At 73.2% G+C, this 20,601-nt stretch carries 20 protein-coding genes; 8 read left to right on the top strand and 12 right to left on the bottom strand.

All coding sequences use genetic code 11. The features are described 5' to 3' along the window. Positions 1-81: 81 nt before the first annotated feature. The 6 genes from ACZ3UD_RS25475 to ACZ3UD_RS25450 all read right to left on the bottom strand — a co-directional run bounded on the left by ACZ3UD_RS25475 (position 82) and on the right by ACZ3UD_RS25450 (position 4,563). Complete coding sequence (locus ACZ3UD_RS25475; RefSeq protein ID WP_387622169.1) at positions 82-690, bottom strand: response regulator transcription factor; 609 nt, start codon at positions 688-690, stop codon at positions 82-84. Next, positions 687-1,856 carry a sensor histidine kinase gene (locus tag ACZ3UD_RS25470; protein WP_465592020.1) on the bottom strand — a complete coding sequence of 390 codons (1,170 nt, stop codon included), beginning with the start codon at positions 1,854-1,856 and terminating at the stop codon, positions 687-689. The genes ACZ3UD_RS25475 and ACZ3UD_RS25470 overlap by 4 nt, the downstream gene beginning before the upstream one ends. Positions 1,857-1,871: 15 nt before the next feature. Beyond that, positions 1,872-2,285: a hypothetical protein gene (locus ACZ3UD_RS25465; protein WP_465592017.1), complete on the bottom strand. Its 414-nt coding sequence runs from the start codon at positions 2,283-2,285 to the stop codon at positions 1,872-1,874. 139 nt (positions 2,286-2,424) lie between these two features. Then, positions 2,425-2,964, bottom strand: a complete 540-nt coding sequence (locus ACZ3UD_RS25460) for a hypothetical protein (protein ID WP_465592014.1) — start codon at positions 2,962-2,964, stop codon at positions 2,425-2,427. A gap of 146 nt (positions 2,965-3,110) precedes the next feature. After that, positions 3,111-3,644, bottom strand: coding sequence for a GNAT family N-acetyltransferase (locus ACZ3UD_RS25455; RefSeq protein ID WP_465592011.1), 534 nt, complete (start codon positions 3,642-3,644; stop codon positions 3,111-3,113). Beyond that, entirely contained in the window at positions 3,628-4,563 is a 936-nt protein-coding gene (locus ACZ3UD_RS25450; RefSeq protein ID WP_465592008.1) for a class I SAM-dependent methyltransferase, read from the bottom strand. The genes ACZ3UD_RS25455 and ACZ3UD_RS25450 overlap by 17 nt, the downstream gene beginning before the upstream one ends. A 495-nt stretch (positions 4,564-5,058) precedes the next feature. On the opposite strand from ACZ3UD_RS25450, the gene ACZ3UD_RS25445 reads away from it, so the two are divergent. The 5 genes from ACZ3UD_RS25445 to ACZ3UD_RS25425 all read left to right on the top strand — a co-directional run bounded on the left by ACZ3UD_RS25445 (position 5,059) and on the right by ACZ3UD_RS25425 (position 9,561). Further along, entirely contained in the window at positions 5,059-6,642 is a 1,584-nt protein-coding gene (locus ACZ3UD_RS25445) for an ATP-binding protein (protein ID WP_465592005.1), read from the top strand. A 17-nt stretch (positions 6,643-6,659) separates the two neighbouring features. Further along, the gene (locus ACZ3UD_RS25440) at positions 6,660-7,046 is read left to right on the top strand and encodes a roadblock/LC7 domain-containing protein (RefSeq protein ID WP_380616702.1); all 387 of its coding nucleotides are present in this window, start codon (positions 6,660-6,662) and stop codon (positions 7,044-7,046) included. Positions 7,047-7,109: 63 nt separating this feature from the next. Further along, positions 7,110-7,469 (top strand): DUF742 domain-containing protein, encoded by a 360-nt coding sequence (locus ACZ3UD_RS25435; protein WP_465592001.1) that lies wholly within the window; start codon positions 7,110-7,112, stop codon positions 7,467-7,469. Beyond that, a complete protein-coding gene (locus ACZ3UD_RS25430; RefSeq protein WP_465591998.1) occupies positions 7,450-8,067 on the top strand; it encodes a GTP-binding protein in 618 nt (205 codons plus the stop codon). Before ACZ3UD_RS25435 ends, ACZ3UD_RS25430 begins: the two co-directional genes overlap by 20 nt. Before the next feature lie 39 nt (positions 8,068-8,106). Next, positions 8,107-9,561, top strand: a complete 1,455-nt coding sequence (locus tag ACZ3UD_RS25425) for a cytochrome P450 (RefSeq protein WP_465591995.1) — start codon at positions 8,107-8,109, stop codon at positions 9,559-9,561. Positions 9,562-9,609: 48 nt separating this feature from the next. On the opposite strand, the gene ACZ3UD_RS25420 is transcribed toward ACZ3UD_RS25425, so the two are convergent. Next, positions 9,610-11,241 (bottom strand): purple acid phosphatase family protein, encoded by a 1,632-nt coding sequence (locus ACZ3UD_RS25420; protein ID WP_465591992.1) that lies wholly within the window; start codon positions 11,239-11,241, stop codon positions 9,610-9,612. A gap of 213 nt (positions 11,242-11,454) precedes the next feature. Continuing rightward, on the bottom strand, positions 11,455-12,096 hold the full coding sequence (locus ACZ3UD_RS25415) for a DUF4360 domain-containing protein (protein ID WP_465591989.1): 642 nt from the start codon (positions 12,094-12,096) through the stop codon (positions 11,455-11,457). Between the two features lie 274 nt (positions 12,097-12,370). On the opposite strand from ACZ3UD_RS25415, the gene ACZ3UD_RS25410 reads away from it, so the two are divergent. Together ACZ3UD_RS25410 and ACZ3UD_RS25405 are read left to right on the top strand one after the other, a co-directional pair. Further along, positions 12,371-13,744, top strand: a complete 1,374-nt coding sequence (locus tag ACZ3UD_RS25410) for an NAD(P)/FAD-dependent oxidoreductase (protein WP_465591986.1) — start codon at positions 12,371-12,373, stop codon at positions 13,742-13,744. Between the two features lie 207 nt (positions 13,745-13,951). Beyond that, complete coding sequence (locus tag ACZ3UD_RS25405; RefSeq protein ID WP_465591983.1) at positions 13,952-15,145, top strand: CapA family protein; 1,194 nt, start codon at positions 13,952-13,954, stop codon at positions 15,143-15,145. 23 nt (positions 15,146-15,168) lie between these two features. On the opposite strand, the gene ACZ3UD_RS25400 is transcribed toward ACZ3UD_RS25405, so the two are convergent. Both ACZ3UD_RS25400 and ACZ3UD_RS25395 read right to left on the bottom strand, forming a co-directional pair. After that, positions 15,169-16,017 carry an SAM-dependent methyltransferase gene (locus ACZ3UD_RS25400; protein ID WP_465591980.1) on the bottom strand — a complete coding sequence of 283 codons (849 nt, stop codon included), beginning with the start codon at positions 16,015-16,017 and terminating at the stop codon, positions 15,169-15,171. A 56-nt stretch (positions 16,018-16,073) separates the two neighbouring features. Beyond that, a complete protein-coding gene (locus ACZ3UD_RS25395; protein ID WP_465591977.1) occupies positions 16,074-17,426 on the bottom strand; it encodes an MFS transporter in 1,353 nt (450 codons plus the stop codon). A 180-nt stretch (positions 17,427-17,606) separates the two neighbouring features. Between ACZ3UD_RS25395 and ACZ3UD_RS25390 the strand changes: the two genes are divergently transcribed. Beyond that, complete coding sequence (locus tag ACZ3UD_RS25390; RefSeq protein WP_465591974.1) at positions 17,607-19,226, top strand: alpha/beta hydrolase; 1,620 nt, start codon at positions 17,607-17,609, stop codon at positions 19,224-19,226. Positions 19,227-19,580: 354 nt separating this feature from the next. Here the strand turns inward: ACZ3UD_RS25390 and ACZ3UD_RS25385 are convergent, their stop codons facing one another. Both ACZ3UD_RS25385 and ACZ3UD_RS25380 read right to left on the bottom strand, forming a co-directional pair. Next, entirely contained in the window at positions 19,581-19,970 is a 390-nt protein-coding gene (locus ACZ3UD_RS25385; protein ID WP_465591971.1) for a ribonuclease domain-containing protein, read from the bottom strand. Positions 19,971-20,032: 62 nt separating this feature from the next. Beyond that, a complete protein-coding gene (locus tag ACZ3UD_RS25380; protein ID WP_465591968.1) occupies positions 20,033-20,593 on the bottom strand; it encodes a DUF6183 family protein in 561 nt (186 codons plus the stop codon). Positions 20,594-20,601: the final 8 nt, after the last annotated feature.

Below are 20,601 nucleotides of genomic sequence, written 5' to 3'. Positions count from 1 at the left end.
GGACACGCTAACGGTGCGACGGGCGGTCGGTCACCGTATTCGCCATTTCCGCGACCGGCACCCGACAGGGCTTCCGGCCTGCTAGAGCCAGCCGCGCTCGTCGGCGACGCGCAGGGCCTCAGTGCGGTTGCGGGTGCCGGTCTTGGCGATGGCGGAGGAGAAGTAGTTGCGGACCGTGCCCTCGGAGAGGTAGAGCTTTCCGGCGATCTCCGTGACTCCCGCGCCCGAGCGGGAGGCGTCGAGGACGTCGCGTTCACGGGCGGTGAGCGGGGAGGCGCCGGCGGCGAGAGTGGCGGCAGCGAGTTCCGGGTCCACCACCCGCTCCCCCACCGCGACCCGGCGGATGGCGTCGGCGAGCATCTCCGCCGGGGCGTCCTTCACCACGAAGCCGAGCGCGCCCGCCTCCATGGCGCGGCGCAGGTAGCCGGCGCGGCCGAAGGTGGTGAGGATGACGACCCGGCAGCCGGGGGCCTGCTGGGCGAGGACCGCGGCGGCGGCCAGGCCGTCCAGTCCGGGCATCTCGATGTCCAGCAGGGCGACGTCCGGGCGGTGCTCGCGGGCCGCCTCCGCGACCTGGTCGCCGCGTCCGACGGCGGCGACCACCTCGAAGTCGTCCTCCAGGTCGAGCAGGGCGCGCAGCGCGGTGCGGACGAGTTCCTGGTCCTCGGCGAGCAGCAGGCGGATCGTCATGTCGTCCCTTCGGAGGCGGAACCGGGGCCGGGGCCGGAGTCGGTGTCAGTGTCGGACTGCGGGACGGTGACCAGCAGTCGCCACCCGCGCGGGCCGAACGGGCCGGCCTCGACCGTACCGCCCGCCGCCGCGACCCGTTCCCGCAGGCCGGTCAGACCCTTGCCGCCCCCGACCCCGACGCCGCCACCGCCTGTACCGTCGTCGCGGATCTCCACCGAGGAGGCGGTGAGGGCCACCGAGCAGCGGGCGGCCCGGGCGTGCCGGACCACGTTGGTGATGCCCTCGCGCACCACCCAGCCGAACAGTTCGCGGTGCTCCGGCCCGACCGCGTCCGCGGCCCGGGGCAGGTCGGCCACCACCCCGGCGGCGCGCAGCAGTTCGCGGCCGCGGGCCACTTCGCCGGCCAGGCTCATCTCGCGGTAGCCGGTGACGGCGCCACGCACGTCGGAGAGCGCCTGGCGGGACAGTGTCTCGACGGCCGCCATCTCCGCCACCGCGTGCTCCAGGTCCTTGCCCGCCAGGCGTTGGGCGAGCCGGGACTTGACGGTGATCGCGGTGAGCGAGTGCCCGAGCAGGTCGTGCAGGTCCCGGGCGATCCGGTTGCGTTCGGCCTCGGAGGCGAGCCGCGCGACCTCGGCCCGGGCGGCGACCAGGGCTTGGTTGGTGGCGGCGATCTCGGCGAAGGCGCCGCAGGTGAGCGCGGTGAACAGCAGGGCCAGCGCCTGGAATCCGCCGGGTCCGGTGTGCCAGGCGGGTACGGCCCAGGGCAGCAGCAGCGCGGCCAGCGTGCCGATGGTCACCGCTCGGGCGGCGTACTTCCGCCAGAGCACCGCGATCTCCGAGACGATCACGGTGGCGAGGAAGAAGGCGTTCCCGTGGGCGAACGGCAGTGCGGCGAGGAACAGGACGGTCATCACCACCAACAGCGGTTTGATCCACTGCCGTTGGCCGCGTCCGAGGGCGAGTGCGGTGAGCACGTAGCAGAGGCAGAACGCGGCCACCACGGCGTACCCGGTGACCGCGGCCGCCCCGGAGACGTCGGCGGCCAGGGCCACAGCGGTGAGTGCCGGGAAGACCAGCATCCCGGTGCCCAGCAGGAACCGCCGCCAGCCCCCCGCCCACTGGTGGGCAGGGCTCGGCGCGGTCTCATGGTCGAGGTCGGTCACCCTCGCGTCCCCCTGTCAGAGCGTGGCGAACAGCGTACGCAGCTGCCGTCCGTTGATCACCACGGCCACACCCAGCAGCGCGAGGCCGCACAGTCCCTGTTCGATCTTCATCCAGACCGGAAAGGTCCCCGGCACGGCGATGATCGCGACGATAGCGGCGATCATCACGGTCGAGAGGATCCGCAGCCGCCGGAAGGCGCCGCGGGAGCCGCCGGCCGCGCGGACGGCGAGCAGCAGGGTGACGGCGGCGCCGGCCACGACGATGGTGCCGCGGATCCAGACCGCCGGGGTCACGACGTCGGTGTGGGAGCGGAGGGCGAAGGCGGCCGCCAGCGTCAGGACGCTGAGGCCGAGGTAGGCGGTCACGAACCGCCGGACGGTGCGGAAGGCCCGACGGGTGTCGGGGTGGTACAGGTCGATTGAGGTCATGCCCTCATCGTGGCCGCGGGGCCGGCCCGCCCGGCAGTGTGCTGGCACACCGTCGCACCATGACAATTGTCAGCCCCCCAGCTCGGCCTCCCCGGCTCAACCCCCCAGCTCAGCCTCCCCGGCTCAGCCCGCCTGGAGGTCAGGCGGGCGGGGGCAGGGTCGGCCCGGTCCCCGGCGAGGGCTGGTTCAAGGTGATCCGCGCCTTGTCCTCGGCGGTGGCGGCGGCCTCGGAGGGCGTCGCCGTGCGCAGGGTGTTGGCGAGTCCGGGATCGGTCGGCACGATGGCGGCGTTCATGCTGGCCTTCCGCAGGAACAGCTTGTCGACCTCGGACGTGACCACCCTGGCTCCACCGACTCCGGTCAGCGCCGCTCCCACCAGGGCGGTGACGGTCAGGGCCGCCGGAGCTTCGGTCGGCGGATGCGCGCCGAGGATGACGGTGTCCTTGAGCGGGCCGTACAGTCCCCAGCTGACGACGGCCCCGAAGGCTCCCAGGAGGACGTTCCCGAGGAATCCCGGCTGGAGGATGCCGCGCTTCATCCATGGAAGGGCGAGCTTGGTGTCGCTCAGCAGTGCGTTGACCAGGCCGCCGAGACCGCCGGCACCCGCGACGCAGCCCAGGATCTCCCACACCGAGGCAGAGGACGACGCTGTCGCCGTCAGTGACGCGAGAAGAGACATCACGACTCCGTTCGGAGGCATGTTCCGGTGGATCCCCGGCGCCGGCGGGCGGGACCGGGCGCGACCCCCAATGTCCCACCTGATGCTGGGTGATCAAAGCCGGACGGGCCACCCGGCGTAACCGGATGGCCGGGCCCGATCTCGCGTCAGTCCAGCAGGCGCACCATGTGCAGCTTGACCACCGCCTGCCCGTCCACCAGGACGGCCCGCGGCTCCCGACCCCACACCTCGAACCCGCAGGAGGTGTAGAGCCGCAGCGCCGGTTCGTTGCCCTCCGAGACGGTCAGCAGCACCTGGCGCAGCCGCCCGTCCTCGACGGCCGTCGCGAGCACCCGCTCGACCAGGGCGCGGCCGGTCCCCCGCCCGCCGGCGGCGCGTGCCACCGCCATGCCGTACAGGGTGGCTTTGTGCCGCTCCTGGTCACGCCGGTGGACCCGCAGCCCGGCGGTGCCGAGCAGCGTGCCGTCGCCGCTGAAGGCGCCGAGCAGGGCGCCCGGCCCGTCCTCGGCCTCGGCCAGGCGCTGGAGCGTGGCGGCCGGCGGCTTGGCGCTCTCCTCGGCGTGGCTGGAGGTGAAGGCGCTGGGCGTCTCCCGCAAAGCGGTGAGCCGGAAGGCCCGGTACGCTTCGGCGTCCGCCCGGCCCAGGCGGCGGACGGTCACGGGCTCAGCCGAGACGGACACGGGTGCACCTCGTCAGGTACGGCATGGCGATCCGCTCCCGGCCGGCCAGGTCCGGGTGGGTGGCGAGCAGCTGTTCCACATCGGCCAGCAGGCAGGCGCGCTCGGCCTCGGGCAGGGCGATGACGTAGCTGCGCGAGGCGACCATGTCGATGATCCCGGCGGGGGTGGTGGGGTGCTCCCAGCGGATCTCCAGTCGCTCGGGCGGGCCGAACGGGGCCGGGAGCAGCGGCGCGGTGTCGATCCGCTGGCGGGTGGACCGGTGCATCAGCGCGCCGAGTTCGGCGGCCCAGGGCTGGGACTCGTCCCGGACGTTCCACACCAGTGCGAGCGTTCCGCCGGGGGCGAGCACCCGGGCGATCTCGGGGACGGCGGCCGCCTGGTCGAACCAGTGCCAGGCCTGGGCGACCACCACCGTGTCCACGCTGCCGTCCGGCAGCGGGATGCGTTCGGCCGAGCCTGCCCGGACGGCCGCCTTGGGTACGGCGGCGGCGAGTCGGGCGCGCATGCCCTCGTCGGGTTCGACCGCGACCACGTCCAGGCCGGCTTCGACCAGCAGCCGGGTCAACTTGCCCGTCCCGGCGCCGAGATCGAGCACCTTGCGGGCCTCGCGCGGCACCGCCGAGCCGATCAGCGCCTGCGGGTAGCCGGGGCGGCCGTGCTGGTAGGAGTCGGCGGCGACGCCGAAGGAGCGGGCCTGCAGCCGCCCGGCCCAGCGCCGGGTCGCGCCCTGGCGGGTCATTCCGCAGGCCCGGCCGATCTCCTCCCAGGTCGCGGCCTTCCCTCGCCGCAGTTCCTCGACCAGGCCGGTGCGCCGTTCCTCCAGGGCCGCGATCACCCCGGACAGGCGCCGCAGGCCGGCCAGTCCTCCCCCATCGGCCACATCGTCCGCCACCCGCTGACCGAGATCGTCCGTGTTCATGGCCCGCACTGTAGGGACCGGGCACGCGAATCGTCAACACTCATTGCTCTCAGAGGCAACGAGTGTTGCGTCGCGCCGAACGCGGGCCCGAGGTCCCCCGCACGAGTGACGGCGGGCCACCGCGAGCGGCATTTAGCACGAACCCACCGCCGCGCGCGGCAACTTGGGCCGGAAACCCTTCACATGAGCGAATCCCGGCCGGGTTGCCGGTGCGGGCGCGCCGGGGCGAGAAGCCTGGTGGCCGGGCGGTGGTCCACCCGGACTGCGACTGGTGTGCGAGATGTCTGCCATGTCCGGCAAGTTGCCACAAGTCGGTTGACGGACAGTATTTTTGAGGTTCCGTCAGGATTGTCCTGAACTTGGCTATGCTGCAGCACCACGCCTCCGGAGCCGGCCGTCGCCCGTCCCCGTTCTGTTCCGATCGTTTGAGGATGCCGAATGCTTCGAGCTGGATCGTCACCCACCAGACGGCGCCCCGCGCCTCTGCTCGGCTGGTTGCTGCCCACCGCCGTCATGGCGGCGGCGGTGGTGGCCGCCGCGGTGGTGGTGTCCGTCGGGGCCCGCGCCGAGGTGCTGTGGTGCGGGGCCACCGCCACCGTACTGGTGGCCGTGGTGACCGCCGAGTCCGCCCGCCGGGGCCGGGCCCTCGTCGAACTGCGCGACGAACACACCCGACGGGTGGACGAGTTGCAGCGCAAGCTGGCCGGCCAGGAGGACGAGATCGAGCGGCTGGCCTCGGCCGAGCTGCGCAAGGTGGTCGGTGGGGCCCGGTACGGCTCCTCCATCGACGTGCTGCTCAAGCCCTTCGAGCGACCGAACCCACTGCTCTCCCGGAGGTTCCGCGGTTCGGTGGAGATGGTGGTGCGCGGCATCGCCCAGGCCGTCGACGACGAGGTCAGTCGGCGCGACTCCGCCGAGCGTGCCTTCGTCAACCTGGCCCGCCGGGTCCAGGCGATCATCCACCGGCAGGCCAAGGACCTGCGGGAGATGGAGGACCGGCACGGCAACGACCCGGCGGTCTTCGACGACCTGCTGCGCCTGGACCACGGCAACGCCCTGGTCGGCCGCCTCGCCGACTCCATCGCCGTCCTCTCCGGCGCCCGGCCCGGCCGCCAGTGGACCCGGCCGATCGCGCTCTACAGCGTGCTGCGCGGCGGCATGTCCCGGATCCTGGAGTACCAGCGGGTCGACCTCCACCCGGTGGCCCAGATCTCCGTCACCGGCCCGGCCGTCGAACCGCTGATCCACGCGGTGGCCGAGCTGCTCGACAACGCCACCCGCTACTCGCCGCCGCACACCCACGTCCACCTGAGCGCCTCCGAGGTGCAGAGCGGGATAGCGATCGAGGTCGAGGACGGCGGCCTCGGACTCACCGACGAGGCCCGGGTCCGCGCCGAGCGCTCGATGCGTGAGGCGATGGTCTCCAAGGACTTCGACGACCTCACCGAGTCCCCCCGGCTGGGCTTCGCCATCCTCGGCCGGCTCTGCCAGGCGTACGGCTTCCAGGTGTCGCTGCGCCGCTCCGCGTACGGCGGCGTGCGCGCGGTGCTGGTCGTGCCGCAGGAACTGCTCACCACCGCTCCCCCGACCGGGCGGGCGCACGGCATCGGCGCCTTCTCCGGCCCGCGCCCGCTCCCGGCGACCCCACCCCGGCACGCGGCTCCCTCCCGGCCCTGGGGCGCGCGGACCGCCGCGCCGTCCTCCGGTGTCGGTCCGTCCTACGGCTTCACCAACCCGTGGGGGACCTCCGGCCCGGGGGCCGGGGACGACGACGTGATCGTCACCGAGCGGACGGCCAACGGCCTGCCGCAGCGTCGGCGCAGCCGACCGACCGGACGGGCCGCCTTCGCCACGCCCCCGCGCACCACCCAGCCCAACGGCCCCACCGCGGGGCCGGCGGCGGGCCCGGCGGCCCAGGCACCACGCCCGGCCAAGAAGAAGCCCGGCCTGTGGCTGGAGGCGTTCATGGACGGCTACAAGGGCACCGGCGCGTCGGCGAGTCCGGCCGGACAGAGCGGTGCCGAGCAGAGCAGTGCCGGACAGACCAGTGAAGAGACGGCAGGGAAAGGCGAGCAGTGATTCCGCACCGCAGCAACATGGACTGGATCCTCAACGACCTCGCACACAGCGTGCCGTACGTGCGCCACGTCATCGTGCTGTCCGCCGACGGCCTGCGGATCGCCCAGTACGGCGCCGACCCGGACACCGCCGACCGCCTCGCCGCGGCCTGCGCCGGGCTGCAGAGCCTGGCCGCCGCGGTCGGGCACGAGTTCCCGCACGGCAACGGCTCGATGCGGCTGGTCGTCATCGAGGTGGACGGCGGCTACTTCTACCTGATGTCGGCCGGCGACCGCGCCTTCCTCGCGGTGCTCGCGGACGAGGGCGTGGACGCCGGGCTGGTGAGCCACCAGATGCGCGACCTGGTGGACCGGATCGGCGAGCACCTGTCCACGCCGCCGCGCAACCCCGAGGCGGTCGCGTGAACCGGCCCCCGGCCCGCTACGGCGGTGGGGCGGACACATGAACGAGCGCAATGAGGCGGTGACATGACGGCCGGCCAGGGCGGCTGGGACGGACCCGAGCCCGATCGCCTGTACGTGATCACCCGGGGTCGCAGCGGCCCCTCCGGGCCGGGCGTCTTCGACCTGGTCACCCTGATCGTCTCCCGCGCGGAGCCGACCCCCGCCGTGCAGCCCGAGCACGCGGCCATCCTGCGGCTGTGCCGCTCCCCGCTCTCGGTGGCGGAGGTCTCCGCCTACCTCGAACTACCCACGAGCGTGGTCATCGTCCTGCTGGCGGACCTGCTCGACGACGGGCTGATCGAGGCCCGCGCCGCCGTCCCGGCGGCGGAACTCCCCGACCGTGCCCTGTTGGAGGCGGTGATCCATGGACTTCAGCGGCTCTGACACGGTCGTCGGCCCGGCGAGCGCGGACCTGCTGCCGGACACCGTCACCACGGCGGTCAAGGTGGTGATCGTCGGCGGCTTCGGCGTCGGCAAGACCACCCTGGTCGGCTCGGTCAGCGAGATCCGCCCGCTGACCACCGAGGAGACCATGACCCAGGCCGGCGTCGGCGTGGACGACCCGACCGGGGTCGAACGCAAGACCTCGACCACGGTGGCCATGGACTTCGGCCGGATCAGCATCAGCGACAAGCTCGTGCTGTACGTCTTCGGCACCCCCGGGCAGGAGCGGTTCTGGTTCCTCTGGAACGGCCTGTTCGAAGGCGCGCTCGGCGCCGTGGTGCTGGTGGACACCCGCCGGCTGGAGGTCAGCTTCGAGGTGATCGGGCGGCTGGAAGACCGCGGCGTGCCCTTCGTGGTGGCCGTCAACGGCTTCCCGGAGGCGCCCAGTTATCCGCTCGACGAGCTGCGCCAGGCGCTCGACCTGCCGGCCGACGTGCCGATCGTCGCCTGCGACGCGCGCAGCCGCCAGTCCAGCCGGGACACCCTGATGACGCTGATGCGCTACCTGTACGAACTCGCCGTCCCGCGCGTCGGCTGACTCCCCCACTCCCTTCCGTACCTCGTGACCGGAGATCCTGTGACCACCCCGTTCCCCGACGACGCCGCCGCCCCCGCCCCGCCGCCCGGCTGCCCGGCCCACGGCCGGGACATCGAGCCGATCGGCCCCGGCGGCCTGCGGCGCCTGTACGGCCCGGACGCCGAGGCCGACCCTGCGGGCCTCTACGAGAAGCTGCGCGCCGAGTACGGCGAGGTCGCCCCGGTACTGCTGCACGGCGACCACCGGGTCTGGCTGATCCTCAGCCACGGCGCCAACATCACCGCGATGCGCACCCCCTCGCTGTTCTCCCGCGACTCCCGGCGCTGGAACGCCTTCCGCAACGGCGAGGTCCCGGCCGACTCCCCGCTGCTGCCGGTGGTCGCCTGGCAGCCGATCTGCGTGTTCGCGGACGGCGAGGAGCACCGCCGACTGCGCGGCGCCGTCCTGGACGGCCTGAACGGCTTCGACCGGCGCGGCGTCCGCCGCCACGTCCGCCGCTTCACCACCGACCTGGTCCAGGTGATCGGCACCACCGGCCGGGCCGAGCTGATCTCCCAGTTCGCCGAGCACCTGCCGATGCTGGTGATGACCAAGCTGATCGGCATGCCGGACGAGTACGGTCCGCAACTGGTGGACGCCGCACGGGACCTGATGAAGGGCACCGAGACGGCGATCGCCAGCAACGAGTACGTGGTGGCGAGCCTGCGCCGGACCATCGCGATCAAGCGCGACCGCCCCGGCGACGACCTGACCAGTCGACTGCTGGCGCACCCGGCCGGGCTGACCGACGACGAGGTGATGGAACACCTGCGGGTGGTGCTGCTGGCGGCCAACGAGACGACCGTCAACCTGATCGCCGACTCGCTGAAGATGGTGCTCACCGACCCGCGCTTCCGCGCCCACCTGTCCGGCGGCCAGATGACCCTGGGCGAGGCACTCGACCAGGTGCTCTGGGACTCCCCGCCGATGTCGCTGGTGGCCGGGCGCTGCGCGACCACCGACACCGAGCTCGGCGGGCAGCAGATCAAGGCCGGGGACTTCCTGCTGCTCGGCCTGGCGGCGGGCAACGTCGACCCGGTGGTCCGGCCCGATCTGAGCACCCCGCTGTACGGCAACCGCTCGCACCTGTCCTTCGGCGCCGGGCCGCACGAGTGCCCCGGGCAGGACATCGGACGGCACGTCGCCGAGGCCGGGATCGACATCCTGCTCACCCTGCTGCCGGACCTCCGACTGGCTGTCCCCGAGGAGGAGTTGACCTGGAGCTCGGCCTGGATCTCCCGCCATCTGACGGCGCTGCCGGTGGAGTTCACCCCGCGTGAGATCGAGCCGGACCCGGAGTCGGTGGCGGAGGCGGAGCTGGCGGCAGAACTGGCGGCGGAGGAGCTCCAGGCCGCCGAGCGGGCGGCGGCCGCCGCTTCGGCTCCGCCGGTGGCCACCGTTCCGGCGCAGCGGCGCAGCTGGTGGGACGCGCTGACCGGCTTCTTCCGACGCTGAGCTCTTCGGGGGCGGGCGATGGTCGCCCTGCCGCCGCCCGCCCCGGGCTCAGTCCTCGTCGCCGCTCTCGCCGTCGGTGCGGCGGCGGTGCAGGGTGAAGGTGTCCACCGGGGTGAGGTCCCCGTGCGGGCCGTCGAAGGTGTAGTAGGTGACCCGCATCGTGGTCGTGCCGCCGCGCCGGTCGCCGGGGTCGACCTCGAAGGCGGCGAAGCCGTGGGTGTGGACGCGGTCCTGGTAGGCGGCCCACGGCGCGTCCTCGGTGAGCCAGATCGACTCCCGGTAGGGGGCGCCCGGGGCGGGCTTGTCCTCCAGGCCGATGACCACCCGGCCCTGGGGCCGGTCGAACAGGTCGTCCTGGGTGGTGGCGGCGTTTCCGCCGGCGCCGATGACCATGTGGACGGTGCCCCGGCCGGTGTCGGCGAGGCGGGGGTCGGTGCCGGTGGGCACCGGGGTGCGGGTGTCGTTGGGCAGGGTGCCGCGGACGGGGTGGGAGCGCTCGTAGTAGTGCTCGTGGCCGCTGACCACGAGGTCGACCCCGTAGGCGTCGAACAGCGGGCCCCAGGCCTCGCGCACGCCGAGGTCGCTGCCGGAGCCGTGCTTGGAGCTGGAGATCATCGGGTGGTGCATGCAGACCACGATCCAGTCGATCGCCCGGTTGCTCCGGGACGTGCGCAACTCCCGTTCCAACCAGCGCTGTTGGGCGCCGCCCGAGTAGCCGCGCAGATAGGTCTCGCCGGAGTTCTGGATGGCCGTGTCGTCGTTGGCGAGGCTGATGAAGCGCACCGAGCCGACGGTGAAGGCGTACCACATGCCCCGGGTCTCCTCGTCGCGGTCGGCGGTGGAGTCGGGCAGGGCGAAGTAGGTCTGGTAGCCGAGGGCGCCGATCGGGCCGTTGCCGCTCTCGTTCTCGTGGTTCCCGGCGCAGGGCATCCACGGGCGCAGCCGGGTCGAGCGGCTGTTGTTGATGAACCAGTCGGCCCAGGTGGCGGTGCGGCTCTGGCCGTGGCGGCCGCTGTAGGAGGCATAGCAGAGGTCCCCGTTGACCAGGTTGAACAGCGGGCCGACGCGTTCGACGGCGGCGACGATGTCGGCGGCGTGCGGGGAGCCGATCTGGCTGCTCATGTACACCGGGTACTTGCCGAGCGGTGAGGGCATGCCGTCGGGGAAGACGAGTCGGCGGCGGAGGTCGGGGGTGGCCTGGTCGCCGAAGCTGGTGAAGGTGAAGGGGGTCCGGCCGCGCGGGGCGGTGGTGAAGCTGCCGCTCTCGGGGCTCGCGCCGTCGTGGCCCGCGGTGTACAGGTAGGTGGTGGCCGGGCGCAGTCCGGTGAGCCGGGCGTGGTGGACGTACACCTCGTCCTTGCCGAGGGCGTCGCGGTAGGTGCGGGTCTCGGCCTCGACGGCCCGGCCGTGGCCGCCGTCCGGCGAGCCGAGCCGGACCAGTGGGCGGCGGACGGACTGCGGGGTGATCCAGGAGACGGTCATCTCGGCGGAGGGGTCGGTGCCGAACTGCAGGTGCACTCCGCTCACGCTGGGCGCCCCGATCCGGTGCGGGGTGGTCTGCAGCAAGGGGCTCGGCGCCGGATCGTCCGCCGCGGCCGGCTGGGCGGCCGCACCGCCCGCGACCAGGGCGGCTCCGGCCGCCGACGTGCCCTTGAGGATGGACCTGCGTGCGATCGTCATGGCGCTCCGTCTGCCGGGTGGGGATTCGGGACCGCAGCACTGTAGCGACATGGGCATGCAAAGGCGATCGATTTCCTGACGGATGCTCATGTCTGGGTACCGGCACTGGCGCGGACACGCCCCGGCCCCGGCGGCCGGGGCTCCGCCGGGGCCGGGGCGGGCCCATTGGGTCGGGCGATCAGGGGTCAGAAATCCGGGATCGGGGATCGGGGATCAGGGGCACTGCTTCCAGGCGAGGTGGTAGACGGTGTTGATGCTGCCGTCCGTCGAGTCCATCGTCATGAAGCTGGTGGTGTGCGCCGGGTCCGAGGTGCCGGCGCCGACGCGCAGTTCGGTGTTGACGTTGAAGTTGCGCTCCTCTCCGCAGGGAGCGAAGACCAGGGCGGCGACGTCGACACTGTCGGTCACCTGCCAGTTGTCGTCCGTCGGGCCGTCGAAGCGGTGGCTCCGGTAGGTGGTCCCGGGATCGCCCTGGAAGTAGTAGCCGACCCGCTGGATGCCGGTCGCCCCCGCCTCCAGGTGGGCGAAGCCGCGGTAGTCGGCGGAGGCGATCGCGTAGGTGAAGCCCTGGGGGACGTGCACGCGCAGGTCGAGCTGACAGTTCTTCCGGAAGTCGGTCGGCTTCGAGCCCACTCCCACCTGGGCGAGGTAGCTGCTGTACGTCACGGTGAAGGCGGTGTTGTCCGGCGACACGGCCACCGCGGCCGTCCCCGCCGGGCAGCCGGAGCCGTTGACCGTCGCGACGTCGATGACGATCCGGTCCGGCGGAGTCGGGAGCGAGTCGCCGCCGAAGGTCGACGTGCCGACCAGTGTGGCGGAGACCGCGGTCGCGACGGCCAGCGTGCGGAGCAGCATGGGCTTCCCCTTCGATCGTCCACGGAGCCGGGGACGGCGTGGCGCCGGTTCGGGCGGCATGCGCGACCCCGCTGGAATTGACGTGGATATGTCAGCACATCGGGCGCACCGTGTACAGGGGGTGACACATGGTCACCGAATCCCCGAGGGTGCGACGACGGCGAACACCCCGACGACCTGCCGGTGTGCCGGACGCTGACGCGACCCCGATTCGCGACCGGAGATCACCGAGCGCTAGGCTCCGTCCGCAACACGACGCGAGGGGGAGCTTCAGTTGGCGCGGGTTGCGGTGGTCGGCGGGGGTATCGGCGGGCTGGGAACGGCGCTCATGCTCGGTCGGCGGGGCCATACGGTCACGGTATTCGAGCAGGAGGAACGGCAGGCCGGAGAGGATCCGGACCAGGACTTTTACCACTGGAACAGGCCCCGGGTCCCGCAGGCCGTCCAGCCCCACTCGTTCCTCGCCCCCGTGCGCACCGTGCTGCGCACCGAGGCCCCGGAGGTCTACGCGGACCTGCTGGCCCGCGGAGCCCGGGAGTACCACGACTTCGACTGGTTCGGTGAACATCCGCCACACCGGGACGGCGACGATGAACTGGTCACCCTGCGCACCCGCCGCATCGTCCTGGAGGCTGCTCTGACCGCGGCCGTACGGCGGGAACCCGCCGTCGAAGTGCGGCGAGGCGTCCGGGTCAGCGGTCTGGTCATCGAGGAGGGCGGCCCCGCCCGGGTCACCGGGGTGCGGGTGGGCGGGGAGACGCACCTCGCGGACCTCGTCGTCGACGCCTGCGGCCGCCGCTCGCAGGTTCCCGGCTGGCTGGTCGCGGCCGGCTGCCGACCGCCCGTGGTCGACAGCCACCGCACCGGGATCGCCTACCTGTGCCGCTGGTACCGGCTGCGGGCCGACGGCCCGCGCGACCCGGGCCGGGTGCAGAACGGCTCGGCCGCGGCCTTCGCACTCGCCGGGGTCTTCCCGTCCGACAACGACACCTTCGCGGTGAACGTGGTGCTCTCCACGGGCGACCCGACCCGCGGCGCGCTCACCGACCCCGACGTGTTCGAGGCCGCCGCCCGCCGCTTCCCCGCCTGCGCCGCCTGGCTCGACCTGGACCCGGAACCGCAGTCCGCCGTCCTGGCGATGGCCGGCCTGGACAACCGCTGGACCTCCCTCGTCGACGAGGACGGACCCGTCGTCACCGGTCTGGTCAACGCCGGGGACAGCCTCATCCACACCAACCCCACCCTGGGCCACGGCGCGGCCCTCGCCCTGCGCACCGCCCAGTACCTCGGCGCCCACGCCGACGAGGTCGCCGCGGACCCGACCGGCTACCACGCCTGGACCACCGAGCACCTCCGCCCGTTGTTCGACGCGCAGGTGACGGCCGACCAGGCCACCGAGCGACGCCTCACCGAGGACGCACCGCCCCCCGACCGACGGGCCGCCGCCGTGGCCGCCTGCGCCTTCGAGGACCCCGTCGTCATGCGGGCCCGGGCCCAGGTCCGCCACCTCCTGCGGTCGGCCGAGGAGGCCTACGGCTCCGAGGAGGTGGACCGGCACGTCACCGCCTGGCTGGACGCCCGCCCGGACTTCTCGCCGCAGCTCGACGGGCCGACCCGGGACCAGTGGGACGCACTCATCCCGGCCTGAGCGCTAGGGCGTGTCCTGCGGATCTTCGCCGGATCCGGCCGGACCCACAGGACACGCCCGAACCCGGCGCCCCACGGTTGTCCCAGTCGGGAGCACGGCGGCGGGGCTCCCCGGGTGACCTGCGGGCGTGGGGGCGGCGGTCCGGACGACGGGGGCCCGCATAGTCGGATGGTTGGTCATACCTTCCGATCTTGAGACGAGCCGACGATGCCCCTGCCCCGCCCGCGGACCGCCGCCACGGCCCTCACCCTGCTGCTCGCCCTCCCGGGCTGCGGCGCCCCGCAGGCACCCGAGCCGCCCGCCCCCACCGCGGACGCCGCCACCCCCACCCCGACCGGGCCGAAGGCGTTCACCCTGGTGGCCACCGGCGACGTGCTGCCGCACACCGAGATCATCCAGCAGGCCAAGGAGGACGCCGGCGGCAACGGCTACGACTTCACCGCCATGCTGGCCGGCGTCAAGCCGCTGATCAGCGGCGCGGACCTGGCGATCTGCCACATGGAGACGGTCTACGGCGCCGACGGCGGCCCGTACACCGGGTACCCGTCGTTCAAGTCCCCGCCGCAGGTGGCCAAGGCGCTCAAGGACGCCGGGTACCGCTCCTGCGACACCGCGTCCAACCACACCCTGGACGACGGCCCGGCCGGCATCCGCCGCACCCTGGACGCCATGGACGCCGCCGGCCTCGCCCACACCGGCTCCGCCCGTACCGCCGAGGAGGCCGGGCGGCCGGCGCTGCTGCGGACGGGCGGCGCGACCGTGGCCCAACTCGCCTACACCTACGGCACCAACGGCATCCCGCTGCCCAAGGACGAGCCCTGGGCCGTCAACCTGATCGACCGGGACCGGATCCTGGCCGACGCCCGCGCCGCCCGGGCGAACGGCGCGGACCTGGTGGTGGTCAGCATCCACTGGGGCACCGAGTGGCAGGACACCCCGAACGAGCAGCAGCTCACCCTGGCCCGCGAGCTGTCCGCCGCGGGGCAGGGCCCGGGCCGGCCCGACATCGACCTGATCCTCGGCACCCACGCCCACATCCCGCAGGCCTACGAGAAGATCAACGACACCTGGACGGTCTACGGCCTCGGCGACCAGCTCGCCGGGCACATGTTCACCTACGACGGCGCCGAGGACCCGCGCGGCAACTGGAGCTCCCTCGCCCGCTTCACCGTCAGCCCGCCGGCCGGGCCCGGGCAGCGCTGGACGGTGAGCCGAGCCGAGTTCGTCCCGCAGATCACCGACCTCGGCCCGCCCTACCGGGTGCTCGACCTGCGCGAGGCCGTCCGCCGCAACCCCGGCCGCACCGACTGGGCCCGTGCGCTGGAGCACATCCGTACGGTGGTGCTCAGCCGCGGCGCCGGGTCGGCCGGGCTCACCATGGCGCCGTCCCCCCAGCCCTAACGGCCGTAGCGGCCAGGACCGGCCTACGGCTTGCGGGCCAGCCCGCCGTACACCGAGACCTCGTCGGCGGCCACGGTCGAGGGCTCGCCCAGCTCCGGGTGCCACTGGTGGATCAGGACCACGCCCGGGTCGTCCAGTTCCAGCCCGGCGAAGAATCGTTCCGCCCTGGCGCGGGAGCGCACATGGACCTCTATCCCGGCCTCCGCGTACCGGCGGGAGCCGACCGCGACCTGGTCCGGCGCGTTGTCGGCGGTGCCGGCGGTCAGCGCGAGGAAGCTGCCGGCGGGCAGGGCGTCCAGCAGCTTGCGGACGGGCGGGTGCGCGGCCTCGTCGGAGAGGAAGTGCACGATGTTGATCAGCGTCAGCGCGACCGGCTCGCCCAGGTCCAGGGTGGCGGCCACCGCCGGGTCGGCCAGGAACTTCTCCGGGTCCCGCAGGTCGCCCTCGACGTAGGCGGTGCGGCCCTCCGGGGTGCTGGTGAGCAGCGCCCGCGAGTGGGCCAGCACGATCGGGTCGTTGTCCACGTAGACCACCCGGCAGGACGGGTCGACCGTCTGGGCGATCTCGTGCAGGTTGGGCGCGGTGGGGATGCCGGTGCCGACGTCCAGGAACTGGCGCACGCCATGCGCACCGGCCAGCCGGCGGACCATCCGGTGCATCACCGCGCGGGCCGCGGCGGCGCCGTCGCGGGCGCCCGGCAGGTCGGCGAGCAGGCGGTCGGCGACCTCGCGGTCCGCCGGGAAGTTGGTCTTGCCGCCGAGCAGGTAGTCGTAGACCCGGGCCGAGTGCGCCCGGTCGGTCCGTAGATCGACCTGCGGCGGATGGTCGAAGTCAGCCTCCGTCAGCCAGCTGGCCGGTTCATGGCTGTCCACTGTGCCCCCCGTTCGGCGTTCGTCCGGACCACTCAACCACACGACGTGATCGTCCGTCATGCGGTTCCCGGTGTGCGCTGAACATCCGCGTCCGCCCCCTTCACGGCGGAGGCGAACGACGGCACCCGCATCGCCGTCAGCAGGGCCAACGCCGGTCCCGCCGTGCAGACCGTGACGTAGCCGGGGATCACGCCGAGCCCGTTGTGGTGGCCCAGCCACTCGGCGAGCAGCGGGAAGGTGCCGCCGAACGCGGCGATGGTGGCCGCGTTGACGACGCCGAGTCCGACCGCCCTGACCGCGGTCGGGAACAGCAGGCCGGTGAAGACGTTGAGCGTGCCGAGCACCGTCGCCACCAGCATCCCCAGCAGCACGGCCACGACCTGGAACGGCAGCCAGCCCGCGCGCAGCCCGGCCAGCAGGATCCCGACCAGCGGGATCGGCAGCCCGAAGCCGAGCCGGGCGACCGGCAGCAGGCCGAAGCGGTCGGCGGCCGCGCCGGTGAGCAGCATGGTGACCAGCACCACGCCCAGCACCACGGTCATGAAGGAGGCCGCCTGCTCCTTGTCGATCACGTGGTAGGCGGCGGCGTACTGCGGCAGGTAGACCAGGGCGAAGTAGTAACCGACCGTGCCGCCGAGGGTGTTGAGGAAGACGGTGAGCACCGCCCAGCGGTGCTCACCGAGCATCCGCAGGAACGGCGGGCGCCCGTCCGCCTCGGCCCGCGCGCGGGCGCGGTGGAACTCGGCGCTCTCCGGCGCCGCCCGCCGCACCCACACCGCGCCCAGGCCGAGAAGTGCTGCGACCACGAAGCCCCAGCGCCAACCGCCGTGCTCCAGACCGGACTTGCCGATGGTGTGGATCAGCAGGGTGAGCACGCCGAAGGAGAGCAGCGAGCCGAGGATGATCCCGCCATAGGACACCGAGCTGAACGCGAAGCGGTGCCGTGGCGGGGCGGTCTCGGTGACGTACGCGGCGACGCTGGGCGCCTCGCCGCCGAACGCGAGCCCCTGCACCACCCGCGCGGCGACCGCCAGCACCGCCGCCCAGGCGCCGATCGTCCGCTGTCCGGGCAGCGCGGCGATGCCCAGGCTGGCGGCGGCGATCACCGCCATGCCGAGGCTGAGCGCGAACCGCCGCCCCCGGGTGTCGCTGAGCCGCCCGATCAGGTAGGAGCCGACCGGCCGGGCCCCGAAGCCCACCGCGAAGGTGGCGTACGCGCCGAGGACCCCGCTGACGCCGCCCTTGCCGTGGCCGAAGAGGTCGGCGGCGAAGTACGGCGCGAGCACGGCGTAGATGTTCCAATCGAAGGACTCGACCACGGACCCCACCGTCGCCGCCGCCAACTCCCGCCGTCGACTCCCGGCTTGTGCCGCGTCACGGGCGGGAGCGGTATCGATGCGATCTGTCATGGCGTCAGCATGGCACCGTTCGACGGGCGGCGGAATCGGGTGCGGCGGGCCCGCTCGGGCAGGTGCCGGGCGGATCCTGGACGGGCGTTCGGGGTAAGGCCCGGACAGGCGTTCGGGCGGGTACGGAATACCCATGTGACTAGTGTGACTGGCTAGTGATATTTGTGTGCGGTGCATTCGATGATCATCCGGACCTCACGGCGCGCCCTGCCCGTCGCCGTCTCCGCCGCCACCGCCGTCGCCCTGCTGACCGGCTGCACCAGCGGCGCGTCCTCCTCCTCGACCTCCGCGTCGGCCACCCCTTCGGCCGCCGCGACCGCGACTGCCACGCCGACCCCGACCCCGACGGTCAAGCCCACCGGCGCCAACGACCCGGCCCTCAAGGCCTTCTACGGCCAGCAGCTGGCCTGGGCACCGTGCCAGGACAAGGGCGACCAGCCCGGCGACGAACAGGCCGACACCTCGGCGCTGCAGTGCGCGACCCTCAAGGTCCCGCTCGACTACACCGCCCCGGGCACCGGCACCCTGGACGTCGCCGTGGTCCGCAACCCGGCGGTCAAGTCGGACCAGCGGATCGGCTCGCTGGTCCTCAACCCGGGCGGCCCGGGCGGCTCCGGCGTCGCGATGGTCAAGGGCGGCCCAAAGCGCTTCGACGGCCCGCTGCACGACCGCTACGACATCGTCGGCTTCGACCCGCGCGGCGTCGCCGGCACCAGCCCGCTCAAGTGCCTCGACGACAAGACCCGGGACGACTGGCTCAACACCGACGAGCCCGGCCCCGACCACGGCAAGCAACTCGCCGACGCCTGCCAGGCCAAGTACGCCCAGGTGCTTCCCTTCGTCAGCACCCGCAACACCGCCCGCGACATGGACGTCCTGCGCGCCGCCCTCGGCGACCAGAAGCTCAGCTACCTCGGTATGTCCTACGGCACCTACCTCGGCTCGCTCTACGCAGAGGAGTTCCCGGACCGGGCCGGCCGGCTCGTCCTGGACGGCGCCACCTCGCCCTCCACTTCCCTGATCCAGCACAACATCGAGCAGCAGGCCGGCTTCGAGCGCTCGCTGAAGGCCTTCGCCGCCGACTGCGCCGCCAAGAACCCGTGCCCGCTCGGCAAGGACCCCGAGCAGGCGGTGGCGAAGCTCGCCGGCTTCCTCGACGGGCTCAAGGACAAGCCGCTCAAGAGCGGCAAGGGCCGCACCCTCACCGCCACCGCCGCCTGGACCGGCGTGATCAGCCGCCTCTACGGCGGCGAGCAGGCCTGGAGCGGCCTGCGCAACGCCCTCGGTTGGGCCATGGTCCGCGGCCAGGCCGACGACCTGCTCGCCCTCGCGGACGGCTACAACGGCCGCGACAAGGACGGCCGTTACGAGTCCTCGGCGGACGCCTACACTGCCATCCACTGCGCCGACGGCGGCACCGACGTCCCGTCCGGCGACCAGCTGCAGACCGCCCTCAGCGACCTCGCCGCCAAGGCCCCGCTGGTCAGCAAGCACGACCCGATGGCCGCCCTGTTCGACCCGGACTGCCGTGTCTGGCCCTTCCGCTCCACCGAGAAGCCGCACGCCATCAAGTCCACCGCCACCACCCCGATCGTGGTCGTCGGCTCCACCGGCGACCCGGCCACCCCGTACGCCTGGTCCGAGAAGCTCACCGGCGAACTCGGCAACGCCGTCCTGCTCACCCGCGAGGGCGAGGGGCACGTCGCGTACGACCGCAGCGCCTGCATCCGCGAGGCGGTCAGCGCCTACCTGGTCGACGGCACGGTGCCCGCGGCGGGGACGCGCTGCAAGACGGACTGACCTCCGGGAGGAGTCGGCGGCGCCCCTGCCCGTGGTCGCCGCCGCAGCGCCGGTGCGGTGGTCGCGATCCCGGCCGCCGAGCCCGGCGCCCGATCCCGGCCGCTGATCGCGAGGGGCCGGGAGTCCGGGGCGGTCAGCGGCCGGGGTGGTGGACGAAGCGGCAGGTGTCGCGGTCGAGTTCGGTGACCTGCACACCCGGGTTCGGCCGAGTGGTCGACCAGGATCTGCGGCACGGGGTTCCTCCCGGGGAGCGCGGACGGGCCTCGCCGACCCTGCCCTGCCCGGCCGCCGGGCCTGGGAACGGCATCGGGCCCCGGCCGAGGAGGCCGGGACCCGGGTGACGTAACAGCCCCGTCAGCAGCCGAAGTCGATCTGGCGGAAGGTCGCGTAGTGGTCGCTGGTGTAGTAGTCCTCGTGGTAGCGCTGGCCGGTGACGATCCGGCGGGCGCCACGGGTGGGCGCACCGGGGGTCACGACGGTGTACTCGTGGTAGTAGCCGGAGCGCTGGGACGGCAGCACGTGCTCCTTGTTCGTGAACACCACGCCGTCCTGGCGGTATGGGAACGGCCCGCCCTTGGCGATCAGGTTGAGCGTGGTCCGGGCCTGGGAGGGCAGGGCGGACAGGCACACCTTGCCGCTCACCGCGGCGTGCGCCTCGGTGGCGACGGCGACGGGCGCGAGGGTGACCAGGGCGACGGTGGCAGTGGCGGCAGCACGCTTCCACACGCGTAGAGTTCGGGTCATGCCACCCAGGATGGCGAGCCCCGGGGCCGGCCGGAAGCCCCCTGCGGAGTCTTCATCTCCAGTCAACTCGCCGTATCTGTTGCGGACTTGAGCAGGTCAGCGGACCGCTCAGCCGCCGTCGTAGTCGGTGGCGGCCAGCACCGCCAGCCGGCGGCGCCCGGCATCGAGTACGGCGAAGCCTCCGCCCAGGCCCGCACCTCGGGCAGCTTCGCGACCGGCGCGCCGCGCAGCACCAGCTCGTGCAGCAGGCAGGCCCGCAGCTCCTCCGGGGCGGCCGCGAACACCCCGGCCAGCGCGGACGACGGCTGATGCTCGGCCAGCACGGCGGCGGCCCGGTGCACCGGGCCGCCGCCGTGCGAGCGGGTGGCCAGCCCCAGCCCGAGCGCGCGCTCGACGTGCACGCGCCCGGGCCGGGTGACCACGTTCCAGAGGATCCGGTCGAAGAGGTACTGGTGCTCGGCGCCGGCCCGGCCGGAGCCGAAGCGGGCGTTCAGCGCGGCGGCGAACTCCGCGAGGTACGCCGTGTCACCGCCCGCCAGGTGCGCGTCGAGGAGCCGGCACACCTCACCCACCTCGTGCGACCCGGCCAGGCCGGCCACCAGTTGCTTGATCGTCTTCGCCACGGGGGCGA

Source organism: Kitasatospora sp. NPDC023118, from assembly GCF_055560875.1.
The sequence above is the reverse complement of the archived record's forward strand: the minus strand, read 5'-3'. Positions and strand labels throughout refer to the sequence as shown.